General features: G+C 73.5%; 18 protein-coding genes. 5 read left to right on the top strand and 13 right to left on the bottom strand.

All coding sequences use genetic code 11. The features are described from left to right. Positions 1–195 precede the first annotated feature (195 nt). Complete coding sequence (locus ACF09J_RS27215; RefSeq protein ID WP_392308076.1) at positions 196–513, top strand: hypothetical protein; 318 nt, start codon at positions 196–198, stop codon at positions 511–513. A gap of 101 nt (positions 514–614) precedes the next feature. Beyond that, a complete protein-coding gene (locus tag ACF09J_RS27220; protein WP_392308146.1) occupies positions 615–2036 on the top strand; it encodes a cytochrome bc complex cytochrome b subunit in 1422 nt (473 codons plus the stop codon). Here ACF09J_RS27220 and ACF09J_RS27225 read toward each other — a convergent pair. Then, positions 1966–2355 carry a cytochrome c oxidase subunit 4 gene (locus tag ACF09J_RS27225; RefSeq protein ID WP_392308077.1) on the bottom strand — a complete coding sequence of 130 codons (390 nt, stop codon included), beginning with the start codon at positions 2353–2355 and terminating at the stop codon, positions 1966–1968. The two genes, ACF09J_RS27220 and ACF09J_RS27225, sit on opposite strands and share 71 nt — an antisense overlap. After that, positions 2352–4019 carry a cytochrome c oxidase subunit I gene (gene ctaD, locus ACF09J_RS27230; RefSeq protein WP_392308147.1) on the bottom strand — a complete coding sequence of 556 codons (1668 nt, stop codon included), beginning with the start codon at positions 4017–4019 and terminating at the stop codon, positions 2352–2354. The genes ACF09J_RS27225 and ctaD overlap by 4 nt, the downstream gene beginning before the upstream one ends. A gap of 107 nt (positions 4020–4126) precedes the next feature. Here ctaD and ACF09J_RS27235 point away from each other — a divergent pair, with 107 nt between their 5' ends. Together ACF09J_RS27235 and ACF09J_RS27240 are read left to right on the top strand one after the other, a co-directional pair. After that, complete coding sequence (locus ACF09J_RS27235; protein ID WP_392308078.1) at positions 4127–4498, top strand: DUF6479 family protein; 372 nt, start codon at positions 4127–4129, stop codon at positions 4496–4498. Between the two features lie 58 nt (positions 4499–4556). After that, a complete protein-coding gene (locus ACF09J_RS27240) occupies positions 4557–4733 on the top strand; it encodes a hypothetical protein (protein WP_392308079.1) in 177 nt (58 codons plus the stop codon). A 66-nt stretch (positions 4734–4799) separates the two neighbouring features. Here ACF09J_RS27240 and ACF09J_RS27245 read toward each other — a convergent pair whose 3' ends face one another. Both ACF09J_RS27245 and ACF09J_RS27250 read right to left on the bottom strand, forming a co-directional pair. Further along, the gene (locus ACF09J_RS27245) at positions 4800–5387 is read right to left on the bottom strand and encodes a hydrolase (protein ID WP_392308080.1); all 588 of its coding nucleotides are present in this window, start codon (positions 5385–5387) and stop codon (positions 4800–4802) included. Between the two features lie 62 nt (positions 5388–5449). Further along, on the bottom strand, positions 5450–5911 hold the full coding sequence (locus ACF09J_RS27250; RefSeq protein ID WP_392308081.1) for a MarR family winged helix-turn-helix transcriptional regulator: 462 nt from the start codon (positions 5909–5911) through the stop codon (positions 5450–5452). Positions 5912–6027: 116 nt separating this feature from the next. Here ACF09J_RS27250 and ACF09J_RS27255 point away from each other — a divergent pair, with 116 nt between their 5' ends. Then, positions 6028–6534 (top strand): metallophosphoesterase family protein, encoded by a 507-nt coding sequence (locus ACF09J_RS27255; protein ID WP_392308082.1) that lies wholly within the window; start codon positions 6028–6030, stop codon positions 6532–6534. Between the two features lie 379 nt (positions 6535–6913). Here the strand turns inward: ACF09J_RS27255 and ACF09J_RS27260 are convergent, their stop codons facing one another. From ACF09J_RS27260 to ACF09J_RS27300, 9 genes are all read right to left on the bottom strand, one after another. Then, entirely contained in the window at positions 6914–7573 is a 660-nt protein-coding gene (locus tag ACF09J_RS27260; RefSeq protein ID WP_392308083.1) for an SRPBCC family protein, read from the bottom strand. A 15-nt stretch (positions 7574–7588) separates the two neighbouring features. After that, entirely contained in the window at positions 7589–8695 is a 1107-nt protein-coding gene (locus tag ACF09J_RS27265; protein WP_392308084.1) for an XdhC family protein, read from the bottom strand. 2 nt (positions 8696–8697) lie between these two features. Next, positions 8698–10017 carry a VWA domain-containing protein gene (locus tag ACF09J_RS27270; RefSeq protein WP_392308085.1) on the bottom strand — a complete coding sequence of 440 codons (1320 nt, stop codon included), beginning with the start codon at positions 10015–10017 and terminating at the stop codon, positions 8698–8700. A 29-nt stretch (positions 10018–10046) separates the two neighbouring features. After that, on the bottom strand, positions 10047–10922 hold the full coding sequence (locus tag ACF09J_RS27275; protein ID WP_392308086.1) for an AAA family ATPase: 876 nt from the start codon (positions 10920–10922) through the stop codon (positions 10047–10049). A gap of 15 nt (positions 10923–10937) precedes the next feature. Beyond that, positions 10938–11792, bottom strand: coding sequence for an FAD binding domain-containing protein (locus ACF09J_RS27280; protein WP_392308087.1), 855 nt, complete (start codon positions 11790–11792; stop codon positions 10938–10940). Beyond that, positions 11789–14179: a xanthine dehydrogenase family protein molybdopterin-binding subunit gene (locus tag ACF09J_RS27285; protein ID WP_392308088.1), complete on the bottom strand. Its 2391-nt coding sequence runs from the start codon at positions 14177–14179 to the stop codon at positions 11789–11791. Before ACF09J_RS27285 ends, ACF09J_RS27280 begins: the two co-directional genes overlap by 4 nt. Then, positions 14176–14682, bottom strand: coding sequence for a (2Fe-2S)-binding protein (locus ACF09J_RS27290; protein ID WP_392308089.1), 507 nt, complete (start codon positions 14680–14682; stop codon positions 14176–14178). Before ACF09J_RS27290 ends, ACF09J_RS27285 begins: the two co-directional genes overlap by 4 nt. A 982-nt stretch (positions 14683–15664) precedes the next feature. Next, positions 15665–16894, bottom strand: a complete 1230-nt coding sequence (locus tag ACF09J_RS27295) for a glycosyltransferase (protein WP_392308148.1) — start codon at positions 16892–16894, stop codon at positions 15665–15667. Between the two features lie 373 nt (positions 16895–17267). Beyond that, positions 17268–17633 (bottom strand): nuclear transport factor 2 family protein, encoded by a 366-nt coding sequence (locus tag ACF09J_RS27300; RefSeq protein ID WP_392308090.1) that lies wholly within the window; start codon positions 17631–17633, stop codon positions 17268–17270. Positions 17634–17765 lie beyond the last annotated feature (132 nt).

The raw sequence follows: 17765 nt of genomic DNA on the forward strand, positions 1-17765 counted from the left end.
CGGTGGCAGCCGGTCAGTGGATCGGTCCGGCCCTCCCTGACGGAGGGGCGGACCGGTCAACCCTCCGACACCCCGGACAGGGGTGGAGCGAGCCGGCGCCGCGAGACCGCCCGCGACCCGCCACACGGGTGTGACGTGTCCCCGCCCGGCAGGTCGGGGCCGCCGCGCGCGCCGGTCGTGCTTAGGGTCCGGGCTGTGTCACACACCTTCGAAGAGCTCGTGGCCAAGCAGCGGGCGGCCGACGAGGCCCACGCCCGGGTCGAGCAGCTGCGGCAGAACTACGGACCGCCCGCGCAGGCACAGTGGACCGGCACGCAGAGCGAGACGTACGAGACGGCGTGGCGGGCCTGGCGCGACCTGGCCCGTGATCTCCAGGCCGCCCTGGGCGAGTACGCGAGCGACGAGGGCAAGCCGCGAACCGAGATCGAGGCCGACGTGGAGCGGGCCGCGCGCTCGGCCCCGGAGGCGGGCGAGGGCGGCCGGGACGAGGGCGGCGGAGCGGAGGAGCCGTGAGCCCGGTACGGCGCGGGCGCACCGCGCGCGATGCCGCCGCGGGCGAGCGCCTCGTCGGCCGCCTGGACGCCCGGCTGCCGGTGTCCGAGGCCGGCGCCCTGATGCGCAAGGCGTTCCCCGAGCACTGGTCGTTCCTGCTCGGCGAAATCGCCCTCTACAGCCTGCTCGTCCTGGTCCTCACCGGTGTGTGGCTGACGTTGTTCTTCCACCCGGGGATGCGCGAGGTCGTCTACGCCGGGTCCTACGCGCCGCTGCGCGGGGTGCCGATGTCGGAGGCGTTCGACTCCACCCTGCGCATCAGCTTCGACATCCGCGGCGGGCTGCTGCTGCGGCAGACCCACCACTGGGCGGCGCTCGTCTTCGTCGCCGCGATCGGCGCGCACCTGCTGCGGATCTTCTTCACCGGCGCGTTCCGCAGGCCCAGGGAGATCAACTGGGTCATCGGGGTGACGCTGTTCGCCCTCTCCATCGCCGAGGGCTTCGCCGGCTACTCCCTGCCCGACGACCTGCTCTCCGGCACCGGGCTGCGCATCGCCCAGGCGATCGTGCTGTCCCTGCCGGTGATCGGCACCTACGTCAGCTTCTTCGTGTTCGGCGGCGAGTACCCGGGGCACGAACTGATCAGCCGCCTGTACAGCCTGCACATCCTGCTGCTGCCGGCCGTCCTGATCGCCCTGGTCGTCGTGCACCTGATCCTCGTCTTCTACCTGAAGCACACCCAGTGGCGCGGCCCGGGCCGCGGCAACCGCAACGTGCGGGGCAAACCGCTCTTCCCCGAGTTCACCGCCTCCTCGGTCGGCCTGCAGTTCACCGTCTTCGGCGTGCTGGTCCTGCTCGCCGGGATCGCCCAGATCAACCCGGTGTGGACCTACGGCCCCTACCAGCCGGACCAGGCGTCCACGGGCTCCCAGCCGGACTGGTACGTCGGGTTCCTGGAGGGGTCGCTGCGGCTGATGCCGGCCTGGGAGACGAACGTGGCCGGTCACACGATCATGTGGAACGCCTTCCTGCCGGCGGTCGTCCTGCCCACGCTGCTGTTCGCCGTCCTGTACGCGTACCCGTTCGCCGAGCAGTGGCTGACGGGGGAGTGGCGCCAGGAACACCACCTGTGCGACCGGCCCCGGGAGCGCCCCGTGCGCACCGGCCTCGGCGTCGCCGGGATCGTGTTCTACGGCGTGCTGCTGCTGGAGGGCGGCAACGACGTCATCGCGGCCAGCTTCCGGGTGTCGGTGAACACGATCACCTGGGTGCTGCGGATCTCCTTCGTGCTGGCCCCCGTCGTCGCCTTCCTGGTCACCCGGGCCCTGTGCCACGCCCTGCTGGCCAAGGAGCAGGAGGTCCTCACCGAGGGCGAGGAGACCGGCGACGTCCGCCAGTCCGTCACCGGGGGCTACGAGAGCGGTCACCGCCCTGTCGAGTCGCGCCGCCCCGGAGCCCCGGCGGGACCGGTCGTCACTCGCCCCGGTGAACGTACTGGAACGCCATCCCCGCCACCCCCCGCGCCAGCACCCCGAGACCGATGAGGAACAGCCACAGCCCGTAGACCACGCCCAGCGCGCCGACCGAGAAGCCCAGCGCGGTGATGATCGGCCAGGTGCTCTCGGGCGGGAAGAACTCCAGCGGCCCGGCGGCGTCCGCGACCTCGGCCTCGCGGCGGTCCTGCGGGCGCGCTCCCTTGCGCCGGTACTGGATCAGGCAGAAGAAGGAGACCAGCGTCGCCATTCCGCAGGCGATCACCAGCGCCGCCGTGCCGGCCGGCTCGCCCGACCAGACGCCGTACAGGGCGGCGCTGCCGCCGAAGAAGAGCGCGACACCGCCGAAGAGCACGGCTTCCACCTTCATCGGCGTCCCTCCAGTTCCGCCTGCCGCACGACGTCGGGGTGGTGCAGGTCGAAAGCGGGGGCCTCCGAGCGGATCCGGGGCAGCGCGTCGAAGTTGTGCCGCGGCGGCGGGCAGGAAGTCGCCCACTCCAGCGCGCGCCCGTACCCCCAGGGATCGTCCATCGTGACCTTCCGTCCATGGCGTGCGGTGTGCCAGACGTTGTAGAGGAACGGCAGGGTGGACGCGCCGAGCAGGAACGCCCCCGCCGAGGAGAGTGTGTTCAGGAGGGTGAAGCCGTCGGCGGGCAGGTAGTCGGCGTACCGGCGGGGCATCCCCTCCGCGCCGAGCCAGTGCTGCACCAGGAACGTCAGCTGGAAGCCGGGGAACAGCAGCCAGAAATGGATCTTGCCGAGCCGTTCGTCCAGCATCTTCCCGGTGATCTTCGGCCACCAGAAGTAGAAGCCGCCGAACATCGCGAACACCACGGTGCCGAACAGCACGTAGTGCAGGTGGGCCACGATGAAGTACGAGTCCGTCACATGGAAGTCCAGCGGAGGCGAGGCGATCAGCACGCCGCTCAACCCGCCCAGCAGGAACGACACCATGAACCCGATCGACCACAGCATCGGCGTCTCGAACGACAGCGAGCCGCCGCGCATCGTCCCGATCCAGGCGAAGAACTTGATCCCGGTGGGCACCGCGATCAGGAAGGACATGATCGAGAAGAACGGCAGCAGCACCGCGCCCGTGGCGAACATGTGGTGGGCCCACACCACCGCGGACAGCATGGTGATCGCGATGGTCGCCCCGATCATCGGCAGGTAGCCGAACTGCGGCTTGCGGGAGAAGACCGGGACGATCTCACTGACGATCCCGAAGAACGGCAGCGCGACGATGTAGACCTCCGGGTGGCCGAAGAACCAGAACAGGTGCTGCCACAGCAGCGCCCCGCCGTTGGCCGCGTCGAAGACGTGCGCGCCGAACTTCCGGTCCGCCTCCAGGGCGAGCAGCGCGGCGGTCAGCACCGGGAAGGCGGGCAGCACCAGGATCGAGGTGAACAGCACGTTCCAGGTGAAGATCGGCATCCGGAACATCGTCATCCCCGGTGCGCGCAGGGTCGTGATCGTGGCGATGAAGTTCACCGCGCTGAGCGTGGTCGACACGCCCGTCACCACCAGGCCCATCGCCCACAGGTCGCCGCCCGCGCCGGGGGAGTAGTAGCCGCTGTTCAGCGGCGCGTAGGCGAACCAGCCGAACGCCGCCGAGCCGCCGGGCACGAGGAACCCCGAGACGACCATGAGCCCGCCGAAGAGGTACATCCAGTACGACAGGGCGTTCAGACGGGGGAAGGCCAGGTCGGGGGCGCCGATCTGCAGCGGCATCACGGCGTTGGTGAACCCCGCGAACATGGGCGTGGCGAAGAGCAGCATCATGATCGTGCCGTGGACCGTGAAGAGCTCGTTGTAGGTCTGCTGGTTCATGAACTGCAGGCCCGGACGCGTGAGCTCGGCGCGCATCCCCATCGCCAGCAGGCCGCCCAGCAGGAAGAAGCAGAACGCCGTGGTCATGTAGAGCTTGCCGATCACCTTGTGATCGGTCGTCGAGGCCCACTCCACCAGCTTCCGGCCGAACGAGGTGGTGGGGGCGGAGGGCCGCTCGGCGGCCGGTGCGGGTGTTTCGGACATGTCGGTCATCGGCGGCGAGGCTACCGCCCTGCCCCGCGGCCGGGTCCGCGCCACGCCCTCGCCGGTTCGGCAGGCATCGGCGGGGCGGGCCCGGGTACCCGTCGACAATGGACGCCACCTGGTACGAAGCAGCCGGCGCCGGCTCGGCCGCCGGGATCGCCGTGATCGTCGTCGGCGGTCTGATCGTCGCCGCAGTCCTGGTGTGGGCCGTCCGGCTCGGCATCAGGGTCAAGCAGAGCGAGCCGAGGACTCCCCGGGGCGGCGAGCACCCGACACTGCCGGAGTCCGGGCCGGTCCACGAGGAACGCCATCGGCGCGAGCCGACCGAGGTGCCCCGGGCGGAGGAGACCGGCCGGCGCCTGACCCCGCACGAACTCGGCTCCCTGGGCAGCAGGCGCAGCGACGACCAGAGCCGCCCGCGCTGGGACGGGGGCTCCAGCGGCTCGTTCGGCGGCGGGGGTTCCGGTGGCGGCGGCTGACCAGGGCGTTCCGGGGAATCCGCTCCCAACATGTGACGCAGAAGGAAGATGAGGCGTCGTGACCGCGCACACCAGTGAGAAACACCTTGTACGGCCCCCCGAGACGGGCTGGGCGCAGGCCCGCCGTCGGCGGGAGGAAGGCGTGCGCACCTGTCTCCCCGCGCTCGAGGACCGCGGCGGCCCGCAGCAGGACCGCACGGGCAACGAGTCGAACATAGTGCGGGGCGAGGACTGAGCCGCCGGGGCGCGGAGCCGCGGGGAGACAGGCGGTCTGGCGGGCGGCGTGGGCGCGCCCGCCGGGTCAGGCGTGCGTCTTGGCCAGCAGTTCGAGGATCTCGGCGGTGGTGCCGGTCTCGCCCAGGCGTGGGAAGACCCGCTCCACACTGCCCCGGTGGGCCTCGGCGTCCATGTCGCTCATGGCGTCGGTGGCCAGGGTGACGTGGTAGCCGTGCTCGTAGGCGGCGCGGGCGGTGGACTCCACGCCGATGCTGGTGGCGATGCCGGTCAGCACGATCTGCGTCACCCCGCGGCGGCGGAGCTGCACATCGAGGTCGGTGCCGTGGAAGGCGCCCCAGTTGTGCTTGGTGACGGTGATGTCGCCCTCGTGCCCCGCCAGCTCGGGAACGATCACGTCCCAGCCCTCGGGGCGGGCGCCGCCGCCGGAGCGCCTCGCCTCGGTGCGGCCGGGCGGCACGTCGCCGAAGTCGGGGGCGAAGGAGACCCGGACCAGGACGACGGGCAGGTTCCTGGCACGGAAGGCGTCGGCGAGTTCGACCGAACGCGAGACCACCTCGGGGCCGGAGTGCGGCGCGGTGGGCGCGGCGGCGATGCCGGCCTGGAGGTCGATCACGACGAGTGCGGTGCGCGGGTCGAGCGCGGTGAGTGCCATGGGGGGTTAGGCCTTTCGGGGGTGAGCTCGGCTGGTGGACGGCGCTGGTGGTGTGCTGGTGATCAGGGCCGGCTCAGCCGTTCCAGCAGGGCGAACGCCTCGAGGAGTGTTTCCCGCTCCGCCTCGGTGTAGCGGTCCTGCAGGGCACGGGTCAGCCATTCACCGCGGCTCTGCCGGTCGCCCGCGATGCGCTCGCGGCCAGTCTCGGTCAGGGTGATGAGCTGGCGCCGTCCGTCCTCGGGGTCGGGGCTGCGCCGGATGAGCCCGTGCCGCTCCAGAGCGGCGAGCGTGGCGGCCATGGACTGCGGCCGGACCCCCTCGGTGGCGGCCAGGGCGCTGGCCGTGGCCGCGCCGTGCTTGCCGACCAGGGTGAGCGCGGACACCTGGGGCGGGGTCAGGTCCTCGTCCCGCGCTACCTCGCGGATCCGGCGCCGCAGGCGGCTGAACACCACCCGCAGGTCGCGGGCGGCCTGCGCGGAGGAGGCGGAGATGCCCGGCGGTATCTCGCCGGCCTTGTGATCCATGACAGCACCGTAGAACCGTCCCGGCGGAACTGTCCAGTCTGGACTGAACAGTCTCGGCTGAAGATCTGCGCTCGGCCGCCGTCGCCGTCCCGGTGCCCCGCGGTTACGCTGACCTCGTGCGTCTGCTGCTGATGTCCGACACCCATCTGCCCAAGCGCGCCAAGGAGCTGCCCCCGCGGTTGCTCACCGAACTCCCGCACGCCGATGTCGTCCTGCACGCCGGGGACTGGGTCGACGCCGCCACGCTCGACCTGCTGGAGAGCCGCAGCCACCGCCTGATCGGCGTGTACGGCAACAACGACGGCCCCGAACTGCGCGCCCGCCTGCCCGAGGTGGCCCACGCCGACCTGGACGGCCTGCGCCTCGGCGTCGTCCACGAGACCGGACCCGCGCAGGGCCGTGAGGCCCGCTGCGCCGCCCGCTTCCCCGACCTCGACGTCCTGGTCTTCGGCCACAGCCACATCCCCTGGGACACCACCGCGCCGTCCGGTCTGCGCCTGCTCAACCCGGGCTCGCCGACCGACCGCCGCCGCCAGCCCCACTGCACCTACATGACCGCGACCGTCACCCGCGGCCGTCTGACCGACGTGGAACTGCACCGGCTGCCGCGCCGGACCCCGTGACCCGTCCGGCTGCCGGACAATGCCGGGCGAGGGAGTGAACACGCGGAAGGGCAGCCCCTGAATCAGGGGCTGCCCGGGGTCACTCTTCCCTTTCTCGTTTCCGACTTCTCGGCGAGATCCGGGCCACTCGATGTGTGGCGGCGGCCCGGACACTGCGAGTGTGCGTGGTCACGGACCTCCTTCCCACTGGGATGTGCGGCACATGTGCTGCTGAGGCCATGCATGCCTCATCCGTTGATGGCGCGCGTACCCTTCCCGCACAGCCTCACACCATCGAATCCGCAAAACCCCGAGGAAAGCCGGAACAGCAGGTCACAGGGGCAACGAGGGACCGATCGAGGCTCATCGGCACCCTTCGCACCACGCCGGCGGCGCCCGGTCAGCGGCGCCGGAGCCGGCGTACGCCCACGATCAGCAGCGCCACCGCCAGGGCCGCGCCGGCCGCCGCGGCGGCGCGCTTGGCGACCGGCACGCCGGCGGTGCGCAGCAGATCGAGCGGCTCCGGCTCCGCGTACCGCGGCACGGGCTCCGCGGGCTTCTCACGCGCCTCCGTCGCCGCGCTCCCGGCCGCGGCGCCCTCGGCCGCCGCGGGCGGAGTCTCGGCGAGGCGCCGCGAAAGACAGTCGGCGAACTGCCCCACCAGCCGGTCGCCCACCTCCGCCAGCACCCCGCGCCCGAACTGCGCCGGGCGGCCGGTCACCGTCAGATCGGTCAGCACCGACACCGCCGTGCCGCCGTCACGCTCCTGAAGCGTGCCCGTGACGGTGGCCCGCGCCGTGCCCTGCCCGCGCGTCTCCCGGCCGCTGGCGGCGAGGACCATGCGGTGCGCCGTCTCGTCCTGCTCCTCGAAGACCGCCGTCCCCTTGTAGTTGACCGTGATCGGCCCCAGCTTGACCTTGACCGAACCGGTCACGGTTTTGCCGTCGTACTCCTGCACGGTGGCCCCCGGCAGGCACGGCGCCACGCGCTCGATGTCCAAAAGCGCCCGCCAGGCGTCGTCGACCGGCACGGGCACGGTGAACTCGTGGTGCAGTTCCATGACTTCTCCTCGCACTCAGGCGGAGCCGGTCGCGTGGATGGCTCCGGCGGTCGCGGCCAGGGGCGCACCGGTGCCGCCCCAGCGCAGCGCGACGATCTCGGCCGCGACGGACACGGCCACCTCCTCCGGGGTACGGGCGCCGAGGTCGAGCCCCACCGGGGAGCGCAGCCGGGCGAGCTCGTCCTCCGTCAGGCCGGCCTCGACCAGCCGTTCCAGCCGGTCGTGGTGGGTCCGGCGGCTGCCCATCGCGCCGATGTAGGCGGCGGGCCGGCGCAGCGCCTCCTCCAGCAGCGGCACGTCGAACTTCGGGTCGTGCGTCAGGACGCAGATCACCGTGCGCTCGTCGGTGTCCGTGCGGTGCAGATAGCGGTGCGGCCAGTCCACGACCACCTCCACGCCCTCGGGGAAGCGCTTCGGCGTGGCGAACACCGGGCGGGCGTCGCACACCGTGACGCGGTAGCCGAGGAAGGCGCCGATACGGGCCACCGAGGCCGCGTAGTCGATCGCGCCGAACACCAGCATCCGCGGCGGCGGGGCGAAGGAGTGCAGGAACACCGTGACGGCGTCCTCGCGGCGCTCGCCCCGCGCCCCGTAGTGCCTCAGTCCGGTCGCGCCCTGGGCGAGCTCGCCGCGGGCGTCGGCGGTCACCGCGGCGTCGAGGCCGGAAGCGCCCAGCGTGCCCGCCACCGTGTGGGGCCACACCGCGAGCGTCGCCCCGCGCGGGGCCGGTCCGTCGACCACGGTCGCCAGGGTCACCGGGTCGCCCGCGGCGACGGACGCGGCGACCGCGCCGAAGGCCGGGTCGGACTCCCGGGTCACCGGCCTGACCAGCACGGAGATCTCACCTCCGCAGGTGAGTCCCACCGCGAAGGCGTCCTCGTCGCTGTAACCGAAGGTCTCAAGACGTGCCTCGCCGTCGGCGGCGACCTCCTGCGCAAGCTCGAACACCGCCCCCTCCACGCACCCGCCGGACACGCTTCCCACCACCTCGTCGTCCGGACCCACGGCCATCGACGCGCCGGGTTGGCGCGGCGCGCTGCGACTGACCGTGACGACGGTGGCGAGGCCGAACGGCACGCGCGCCGCGTACCACCGCTCCAGCACCGGAAGAATCTCCCGCACGTTCAGCTCCTCTCCGACAGCCCCGGCACCTCGCCGGCCGCGTCCGGGCCGGCGCCCTGCACCACCGCCGCCAGACGCTCCAGCGCGGCCAGGCTGTGCCCCTCGACGAAGTCGTCCACGCTGGGCAGCGCCGCCGCCATGCCGGCGGCCAGTGGCGCGTAACCGGGGCGCGCCTTGCGGGGGTTGGACCAGATCACCCGGTGCGCGAGCCGGTGCAGGCGCCGCATCTGGACGGCGAGCAGGTGCGGGTCCCCGCGCTCCCACCCGTCGGACAGCAGTACCACGACGGCGCCGCGCGCCATGCCCCGCTGGCCCCAGCGGTCCAGGAACTCCCGCAGCAGCTCACCCAGGCGGGTGCCCCCGCGCCAGTCGGGTACGGCCTCGGCGACCGCGGCCATGGCCAGGTCCGGGTCGCGGTGGGACAGCTCCCGGGTCACCCGGGTCAGCCGGGTGCCGATGGTGAACACCTCCGTGCGGCGGCCCCGCGCGGCGGCGTGCGCGAACCGCAGCAGGGCATCGGCGTAGGGCCCCATGGATCCGCTGACGTCGACGAGGAGCACCACCCGCCGCGGGCGCTCCGCGCGCGCGTGCCGCCGCAGCAGTGCGGGCTCGCCGCCCAGCCGGAGCAGTTCCCGCACCGTGCGGTGCGGGTCGACGGCCCCGCGCCGGGCCGGCCGGCGCCGCGCGGTGCGCCGAGGTTGCCCGCGCAGCGCGAACGCGGCGAGCAGCCGGCGCACCTGCGCGCGTTCGGCGGGGTCCAACTCCGCCACGTCGCGGTGGCGCAGCACCTCGGCGGAGCTGGCGAGCGTCGCGGTGGGCGGCCCCTGCGGCTCGTCCCCGGGCGGCCCGGCGCGCGATCCCGCGGGCGCCTCCCGCAGCACCAGGCGCGGCCGGGGCGGGGCAGCGGCGGGCGCCGGCCGGGCCGGCGCCCCGTCGGTGCCGAAATACGCGGCGAACACCCGCTCGTAGCGCTCCAGATCGTCCCGGTCCCCGCACAGCGTCACCCGGCCCGCCCAGTACACGTCCGCCCGCGACCCGGCCCGCAGCACGTCCACCGCCCGCAAGAAGGCCAACACCCGCTCAGCACTCACCGCAACCCCGGCGGCCCGCAGAGCCCGAGCAAACCCGAGCAAGGCGGCGTCACCACCGTGTCCGAGTCCCGCGCCGCCGCTTCGGGCGGGGCCTGTGATGTTCGTGGGGGTGTCGCTGTCGTGCGGGTGTCCCCGCGGGCTCAGCGCGTCGCCGGGGCCGTCGGGGCCGCTCGGCCCGGCAGCCGCGCCGGGCCCGACACCGTCGCCGCGGGCGGTGCCAGGAACGTTCATCGTGCAGGGGTGTTTCCCGGTCACGCTGATCACGCCTCCCGGCCCGCGAGGACCGTCGCGAAGTCCAGGCCGCGGGCCCGGTCCGTGTCCTCGCGGTATTTCAGGACCGAGCCCAGGGTGGACACCGCGAGTTCCGCGTCCACCTCGTCCGCGCCGAGGGCGTCCAGGGCGCGGGCCCAGTCCAGGGTCTCGGCCACGCCCGGCGGCTTGAGCAGGTCCTCGGCGCGCAGGGCCTGGACCAGCGTGGTCACCTGCTCGGCGAGCCGCGCCGACACCTGCGGCAACCTGCGCCGGACGATGGCGAGCTCGCGGCCGAAGCCGGGATGGTCGAACCAGTGGTACAGACACCTCCGCTTCAGCGCGTCGTGCACCTCGCGGGTGCGGTTGGAGGTCAGCACGACCACCGGCGGCACCTCCGCCCGCAACGTGCCCAGCTCCGGAATCGTCACCTGGAACTCTGACAGCACCTCCAGCAGGAACGCCTCGAACTCGTCGTCGGCCCGGTCGATCTCGTCGACCAGCAGCACGGCCGGCTGGGTCTGCAGAGCCCGCAGCAGCGGCCGTGCGACCAGGAACCGCCGGTCGTACAGCTCCCGCTCCAGCCGCTCCGCGTCCCGCACCCCGGCGGCCTCGGCCGCCCGCAGATGCAGCAGCTGACGCGGGAAGTCCCAGTCGTACAGCGCCTGGGAGGCGTCGATGCCCTCATGGCACTGGAGCCGGATCAGCGGCGCGTCGAGCGCCTCCGCGAGGGCGGAGGCGAGCGCCGTCTTGCCGACGCCCGCGTCGCCCTCGCAGAAGACCGGCCGGTGCAGCCGCAGCGCCAGGAAGCAGGCGATGGCTAGCCCGTCGTCGACAAGGTAGCCGGTCCGCTCCAGACAGGAACGCACCTGCTCGGGACTGTCCATGGAAGTGATCGGCGCTCACCCCATCCCGGCGGCGGCCAGAACCGCCCGCTTGGTCAGCACCCGCGCGAGGTGCGCACGGTACTCGGGCGACGCCGACGCGTCCCGCGAGGGCCGGGTGCCCTCGGCCGCGGACTGGGCCGCCCGCGCCACCGCGTCGGCGTCCCCGGCACCGGCCATCGCCTCCTCGGCCGCCGCGGCCCGCATCGGGGTCGCGCCCATGTTGGTCAGCCCGATCCGCGTCTCCGCGATGCGCCCGTCGTCGCGCCGCACCAGCGCGGCCACGCCGACCATCGCCCAGGACTGCGCCACCCGGTGGAACTTCTCGTACCGGTAGCCCCAGCCCTCCCGCTTGGGCACCCGCACCTCCACCAGCAGCTCGTCGGGGGCCAGCGCGGTCTGGAGGTAGTCGGCGAAGAACTCGCGCGCCGGGATCTTGCGCCGCCCGCCGGGCCCCTCGGCGACCAGTTCGGCGTCCAGCGCCAGCGCCACCGCGGGCAGGTCCCCGGCCGGGTCGGCGTGCGCGAGCGAACCGCCGAGGGTGCCCCGGTGCCGTACGGCGGGATCGGCGACCGTCCCGGTGGCCTGGGCCAGCAGGCCCGCGTGCCGCCGCACCAGCGGATCGTGGACGATGTCGTGGTGGGTGGTCAGCGCGCCGATGGCGAGCGTGTCGCCGTCCTCGCGCACCCCGCGCAGCTCGGGGATCCGCCCGATGTCGACGACGAGTTCGGGGAAGGCCAGCCGCAGCCGCAGCAGCGGCAGCAGGCTCTGCCCGCCGGCCAGCACCTTCGCGTCCTCGCCCGCGTCGGCGAGGGTGCGCACGGCCTCGCCGACGCTGGTCGGGCGGGCGTAGTCGAATGCGGGGGGAATCATGCCGAGGCCTCCTTCTGCGCCGACTGCCCCTGCGCGGACCGCACGGCCTCCCACACCCGCTCGGGGGTGCACGGCATCCGCACGTCGTGCACGCCCAGCGGGCGCAGCGCGTCGACGATCGCGTTGACGACGGCGGGCGTCGAGGCGATGGTGCCCGCCTCGCCGACGCCCTTGACGCCGAGCGGGTTGGACATCGCGGGCGTCTCCGTCCGGTCGGTGACGAAGTCGGGCAGGTCCGCCGCCGACGGCACCAGGTAGTCGGCCATCGTGCCGGAGACCAGGTTGCCCTCCGCGTCGTACACGGCCTCCTCGTACAGCGCCTGCGCGATGCCCTGGGCCAGTCCGCCGTGCACCTGGCCCTCGACGATCACCGGGTTGATCACCCGGCCCACGTCGTCCACGCAGACGTAGGAGCGGATCCGGGTCTGCCCGGTCTCGGTGTCGACCTCGACCGCGCACAGATGGGTGCCGTGCGGGTAGGAGAAGTTCTCCGGGTCGAGCAGATACTCGGAGTTGAGGGTGGGTTCCATGCCGTCGGGCACGTCGTGCGAGGTGAACGTCTCGAAGGCGATCTCCTGGATGGTTTTGCGCGCCTCCGGCGAGCCCTTCACCGAGAACACCCCGCCCTTGAACTCCAGGTCGTCCTCGCTCGCCTCCAGCAGGTGCGCCGCGACCTTCCGCGCCTTGTCCACCACCTTCTCCGCGGCGCGGTGCACCGCCGACCCGCCCACGGCCAGCGACCGCGAGCCGTAGGTGTCCATGCCCTGCGGGGCCGCCTGGGTGTCGCCGTGCAGCACCTCCACGTCCTCGAACGGCACGCCCAGCACGTCCGCGGCGATCTGGCTCCAGCAGGTCACGTGCCCCTGCCCGTGCGGGCTGGTGCCGGTGACCACCTCGACCTTGCCGGTGGGCAGCATGCGGATGCTCGCCGCCTCCCAGCCGCCGGCCGAGTACCTGAGGTCCCGCAGCACCCGGCTGGGCGCCAGTCCGCACATCTCCGTGTACGTCGACACGCCGATGCCCAGGCGCACGGCGTCCCCGCGCTCGTTGCGCTTCTGCTGTTCGGCGCGCAGGTCGTCGTAGCCGAACAGGGCGAGCGCCTTCTCGGTCGCCGCCTCGTAGTTCCCGCTGTCGTAGGTCAGACCCGCGATCGAGGTGTACGGGAACTCCTCGTGCCGGATCCAGTTCCGCCGCCGCACCTCCACCGGGTCGAGACCGACCTCGGCGGCGAGTTCGTCCATGGCCCGCTCGATGGCGTACGTGGCCTCCGGGCGCCCGGCGCCGCGGTAGGCGTCGGTCGGGGTGCGGGTGGTGAACACGCCGGTGCAGTTGAACTCGTAGGCGTCCATCTTGTAGATCGCCGGGTACATGAACGCGCCCAGGATCGGGATGCCGGGGGTGACCAGCATCAGGTAGGCGCCCATGTCGGCGAGCAGGTCGACCTTGAGTCCGAGCAGCCGGCCCTCGCGGGTCGCGGCGATCTCGATGTCCTGGATCATGCCGCGGCCGTGGTGGGTGGCCAGGTAGCCCTCCGAGCGGGACTCGGTCCACTTCACCGGCCGTCCCAGCCTGCGTGCGACCTCGACCGCGATGGCCTCCTCGCCGTAGACCTGGAGCTTGGAGCCGAAGCCGCCGCCGACGTCGGGGGCGACCACCCGCAGTTTGTGCTCGGGCACACCGGTGACCACCGAGAGCATGATCCGCAGGATGTGCGGGATCTGCGTCGCCGAGTACACCGTGAACTCCCCGGAGGCGGCGAGCGGGGTGACGACGACCGCGCGCGGCTCCATCGCGTTGGGGATGAGGCGCTGCTGCCGGTAGCGGCGCTTGAACACGACATCGGCGCGCTGCCTGACCGCCTCGAAGTCCTCGCCGGTCCTCAGCGGCCACAGATAGGCGCGGTTGGTGCCCTTGTCCGCGTGGACCAGGGGGGCGTCCTCGGCGAGCGCCTCCTCCAGGTCCAGGACCGGCGGCAGGGGCTCGTAGTCGACCTCGATCGCCTCCAGCGCGTCGGCCGCAGCGTACCGGTCGCGGGCCACCACGACCGCGACCGGGTCACCGGCGTGGCGCACCTCGTCGACCGCGACCGGCGGATGGTCCGGCAGCACCATGTCCTCGGTGACCGGCCAGGCGCAGGGCAGCGAACCCAGTCCCCCGGCGAGGTCGCGCCCGCTGAAGGCGGCGACGACACCGGGCCGTTCCAGGGCGGGGGAGACGTCGATCCGTTCGATGCGGGCATGCGCCATGGGGCTGCGCAGGATGGCCAGGTGCAGCAGCCCGGTGACGGTGATGTTGTCGGTCCAGTTGGTCTGCCCGGTGATCAGCCGGGCGTCCTCCTTGCGGAGCCGGGCCCTGCCGACCTCGCGTTCGACGGCCTGATCGGTCATGCCGTCACCTCCTGGGCGGAGCCGGTCCGCTCGCCCGGGGCCGTCTCACCCTCGGCGACAGCGAGCACCGCGCGGACGATGTTCTGGTAGCCGGTGCACCGGCAGAGGTTGCCCTCCAGCGCCTTGCGCACCTCGTCGGAGTCCGGGTGCGGGTTCTCGCGCAGCAGATCGCGCGCGGCCATGATCATCCCGGGGGTGCAGTAGCCGCACTGCAGCGCGTGCCGCTCGTGGAACGCGCGCTGCAGCTCCGTCCACTCGCCGTCCTTGGCCAGCCCCTGGACCGTGGTCACCTCGCCGCCGTCCGCCTGGACGGCCAGCACCGTGCAGCTCTTGACGCTCGCGCCGTCCAGTTCGACCGTGCAGGCCCCGCAGTTCGAGGTGTCGCAGCCGATCGGGGTGCCGGTCAGTCCGAGGCGGTCGCGCAGATAGTGGACCAGCAGAAGACGCGGCTCCACCTCGTCCTCATAGACCGCGCCGTCCACCGTGACCGAGATGTGCGTCATGCTCCCTCCAGGGACTGTATGGGCGTAAGTGGGGGAAATGTGGTCAATCGTGTGGTGTACGTCACTCTATGACTGCACTCGGGTAGCGGCGAGTGCGGCGGCTGCGCCGGGCGCCACGACGCCGCCGACGCTCCGGGTGGACGGCCGGGCCACGCGCCCGCGTCGCCCGGCGTCGCGGGTGCCACGGTGTCGGTGGAGGCCGCGCCCGGTCGACGAGCCGCGCATCCGCACCGCCCGCCAACCGCCGCAGCCCTCGCCGACGGCCTCGGGCGCGCCGGGGCACGCGTCGGCCCGAGCGCCCGCCGGGGCGGGATGTCTTCCGGGCGACGATCGGGGGCAGTTGTGCCCGCGCGCGCCGCCCGACTGGGGGTGACCGATCGCCCGGAGGCCCAGGGGCCGAGCCGCGCATCCCTGCTGCGGCCTTCGCCCACGGTCTCCGACGCGGCCGGGGCGCCCGCCGGGGCGAGGCGTCGTCCGGGCGAGGCGGTCTGTGGGTCGGTGGGTGGGCGGGCTCCGGCCGATCGTCTTGCTTGGGGTACTGGGCGCCTGGCCGGCCCGGGCCTCGCGGCGCGCGTCTGCTGTGTCACCGTCGTTGCTTCAGCCGGCGGCCTCGGGCGCGGCCGGGGCGCCCGCCAGGGCGGAACGTCCTCCAGGTCAGGCGGATGGCGGGAGGCGAGGGCGGCGGGCGGTCCCCTGGCGGCTCGCCGGCCCGTCGGGCCTCCGCCGATCTGCCGGCCCCTGCCGATCTGCCGGGCCCCCGCCGATCTGCCGGGCCCTGCCCCCGTCCGCCAGGCCTTGGCCGATCTGCCGGGCCCCCGGCCCATGTGCCGGGCCCTGCCCCCGTCCGCCGGGCCTCGGCCGATCTGCCGGACCCCGCCGATCTGCCGGACCCCGCCCATCTGCCGGGCCGCCCCCCACCTGCCCGGCCGTCGCCGGCCCCTTGGGCGGTCGGTGGGCGCCCGGCGGGGCGGGGAGGCGGGGTCTAGTGGGCCAGGTGTTCGACTGCGTCCAGTACCGGTGTCAGGCCGTTCTCCTTGCGGATCAGAGTGCCCAGGGCTCGTGCTCGTTCGCGGTGGCCGTAGTCGCGGGTGGCGCGGATCAGGGCGGCGGCGAGCCTGTCCGTGGTGAGGGCGCGCAGCGGGACCGAGCAGGGGGCCACGCCGAGGCCGACGAGACGGTCCGCCCAGAAGCCCTCGTCGAACTGGACCGGCACCGGCACCGCGGGGACGCCGGCCCGCAGTCCGGCCGCGGTCGTGCCCGCCCCCGCATGGTGCACCACGCCCGCCAGCCGCGGGAACAGGGCCGAGTGCGGGACCTCGCCGATGGTCAGCATGTCCTCGCCGGACGCCTCCAGCCCCGCCCAGCCCCGCTGGACCACACCCCGCAGCCCGGCCCGGCGCAGCGCGCGCACGATGGTGTCGCTGAGCCGCCCGGGGTCCGGCACGGTGGCGCTGCCGAGGCCCACATAGACCGGCGGAGGGCCCGCGTCGAGGAAGTCCCACAGGCCGTCGGGGAGTTGGGTGTAACGGTCGTACGGCCACCAGTACCCGCACACCTGCAGCGCACGGCGCCAGTCGCGGGGCCGCGGCACCACGAGCGGGCTGAAGCCGTGGTACACCGGACGGCGCTGCCCCCGGCGGATGCGCCGCCCGGTGCCGGCGCGGGCCGGCGGCAGCCCCAGCCGGGTCCGCACGGCGGGCACGGCCGCCGAGAAGACACGGTCCACGGCCAGGTTCACCCCGTGACCGGCGAGCCGGTTCGCGGCCGCGCCCCAGTGTCCGCCGCCGAGCAGCGGAGGGGCGAACTCCGCGGTCGGGGAGAGGGGCTGCAGATGGGCGCCCATACTGGGCAGGCTCAGCGCCTCGGCGATGGCGTGCCCGACCGGCCCGAGCGAGCCGGCGAGCAGCAGGACGTCGCTCTTCTCGGCCGCCGCGATCAGGTCGTCCGTCATCTGGTCGATGGCGGCCCGCACCAGCCCCACGGCCCGCAGCACCTTGCCCGTGCCGGTCGCGCTGCGGTGCAGCCCCCGGCCGCGCGAGGACTCCAGCTCCGCCCGCGGATCCACCGGCAGCGGGTGGAAGCCGAGGCTCGCCCCCGCGACCAGCGGTTCGAAGCATCCGTGCGTGACCAGGGTGACCTCATGACCCGCGAGAGCCAGGCCGTGCCCCAGTCCGGTGAAGGGGGCGACGTCGCCCCGGGATCCCGCCGTCATGATCGCTACGCGCACGTCGGTCAGTATGGCCGCGCGCCTGCCCGCCGCCCGTGAACGACCCGAGGGGTGTCGGCGCCTTCACCCCTGCTCCGGCCCCCGCCTGCTCGGCCCCCGCGTCAGCGCCAGTGACGGCCCCGCCTCACCCTGACCGGTACGGCCCGGCGCGGCCGAAGGCCGCGCGCCGCCGCCCGGTCCTGACGAGGCCGTGCCGCCCGCAGCAGCGACCGGAGCAGCGCGGCGGACGCCAGGCGGGACGCCGCGGACGCCGTCCCCGGCAGCCGTGACCCGGCGGAGCGGGACCGTCCGAGGCCGGCGCGGGCCGAGAAGGTCCAGGTCAGCCGGGAACTGACCTGGAAGCGTGCGGCCCTCCTGCCTATTCGTCCCATGCCTGGATCAGGATCTGTTCGGCGATCCTGCCGTCGCGCAGCGACACCATGGACTCCGCGAGGACCCGGACGCCGTCCGCGTACCGGCAGGACTCCACGTACGCGGCATGGTCGCCCTGCACGACGCACTGCTCCAGCCGGTGCGTCATGTCGCGGCCGTAGACGTCCTGGAGCATCGTGCCGATCTCCTCCCGGCCGTGCAGAACCTTGGGCCTGCTGGGCTGGGTGTTGTGGTCCACGATGCGGATCTCCGCGTCGTCCGTGTAGAGCGACAGCAGCGTTTCCGCCGTGTCTCCCTCGATGCCGCGGCGGAGCGCAGCGGTGTCGAAGGCGGGGCTTGCCGAGGTGGACATGATGACCTCCTACGAGGGCCCGCGGCCCACGGAGAAGCGGGCCGCCAAGGGCCTCAGTTCGAGACTCCTCCGCCCCGGCGGGCACGGCAAACGCGGTCCGGGCGCTGCGCCTGACGGGTGAGCGCGCCCGCG

The sequence above is a fragment of the Streptomyces sp. NPDC014889 genome, from assembly GCF_043081205.1.
Taxonomy (GTDB): Bacteria; Actinomycetota; Actinomycetes; order Streptomycetales; family Streptomycetaceae; genus Streptomyces.